The 1,718-nt window shown below is 32.8% G+C and carries 1 protein-coding gene and 1 pseudogene; one reads left to right on the plus strand and one right to left on the minus strand.

Translation table 11 applies throughout. The features are described from left to right. Positions 1 to 251: 251 nt before the first annotated feature. Positions 252 to 1,322, plus strand: a complete 1,071-nt coding sequence (locus AB4140_RS19740) for an acyltransferase family protein (RefSeq protein ID WP_372002337.1) — start codon at positions 252 to 254, stop codon at positions 1,320 to 1,322. A gap of 89 nt (positions 1,323 to 1,411) precedes the next feature. Here AB4140_RS19740 and AB4140_RS19745 read toward each other — a convergent pair. Then, a pseudogene (locus AB4140_RS19745) lies at positions 1,412 to 1,718 on the minus strand (methyltransferase); the annotation flags it as partial.

The raw sequence follows: 1,718 nt of genomic DNA on the forward strand, positions 1-1,718 counted from the left end.
TGGGTGGCTTTGTAATTGCTCAAAATTATTATTAATAATAGCTAAAATTTGAAAGTGAAAATATAAAAAACACATAAAATCACATTGATAACAAGTGGTTAATTGTATTTTTTAACTGATAATCTTTAGTATGACGGCATAGCCCTGATGCATAAACTATACTCAATGTGTCGTCAGTGAAGTTCAAATAGGTTATTCATGCCTAAGTATCTTCTTTACACACAAATACTAAATTATCAGATTAGGTGTGCATGAATAATAGAGTAGAGCATATAGATATTGCGAAAGGTATTTCTATTACTTTAGTTGCACTTGTGCATAGTAAGTTAGCGTCATTTTTTCCAGAAATAATAGACAGTATGTCATTATTTAGAATGCCACTCTTTTTCTTTTTGTCTGGTGTTTTCTTTTCTTTCTCTACTCCACCTAAATTATTTATTCTAAAAAAATCTGAAGCGCTTCTTAAGCCTTATTTCTCCGTACTATTATTGCTTTTTGTTATTGATGTTATCTTTCAAAATGATAATTTATTGCTGCAATTGCAAGGGATATTTTATGGTAATGGAGAGACCTTGAGGTGGGTTCAAATGTGGTTTTTAACACACTTGTTTACTGTTTACTGCTTTAGCTATGTTTTGTTTCGATTTACTCACTTTAATCTATTACCACTGCCTATTAAAATGTTCGTGTTAATGCTGCTACTTCTTTTGGGTGGTTTGTATGTTGATACTTTTTGGCTTAAAGAAATTACTATTGCTGGTAAGGTAAGTGTTCTTCCTGGTCTTCCTTTTTCTATTGATATTCTACTTGTTTCCTCCTCATTCTTTATTTCTGGGTATTTAATGCGGAATAAAATAATTGGTTTTTCTCCTCATCGGTATTTGCTTGTCTTCGCTTGTTTTATTTTCGTTTGTATTATATTTTTCACCAAATCGTATACAGATTTAAATAAAAGAATATATGAGACAGCAATAACAGCTTCGATAGGTGCCATAAGTGGAATCTATATAGTTATGTGTATTTCAGTGTTGCTGGTAAAGCATAATGCATTCAAAGTCATATTTCAGAAGTTAGGGGCTGGGAGTTTATTTATCCTTATTTTTCATTACGTGATTCATTGGAAGGTTTATACATTCATATCTTCGGGTGATATTAATTATTCGATAGGGCTAGTGTTTGCAGTGGTAGCTTTTATTTTAAGTGTTTCTTTACCACTTTTAATACAAGAGATGGTTTACCGAAATAATTATTTAGCTTTATTTTTTCTGCCATTTAAATCAAATAAACTATTTACAAGAAAACTAACAGAAGATCCCGAGTAAAGGTTAACTTACTCGCGACTTGTAGTGTTGTTTGGCAGTAATTTTTATGATCTGAAATTATGTTATAGCTATTTATCCAGCCGCTATTCTTAAACTTCTCTGGTAACTCGTAAAATATGGCCTTTGAATTGTTGCTCTAAATAATCAGTGTGAGTGGGTTTGATGTGATTGTGACTAAAGCCATATTCATCCATCTTGGTGGTGAGTTTGTTTTTCCTGCCACGACCGGGGTCGACGATAACGATTTCACATTGGCGATTGGCATGGGTCTGAATGAAGTAAGCCAGTAGGGCAATATGTTCATCTTCGTACAATAAATCACTGCCGATGATTAAATCAAACTGGCCTAAATCACTGTTATCATCTGCCCAATGATAATAACAAGGCCACCCATTC

Source organism: Shewanella sp. 10N.286.51.B2 (assembly GCF_041469265.1).
Lineage (GTDB): Bacteria > Pseudomonadota > Gammaproteobacteria > Enterobacterales > Shewanellaceae > Shewanella.

Excerpts from the sequence above, each read along its gene's own strand:
- AB4140_RS19740 (WP_372002337.1), top strand. The coding sequence starts at position 252 with ATGAATAATAGAGTAGAGCATATAGATATTGCGAAAGGTATTTCTATT.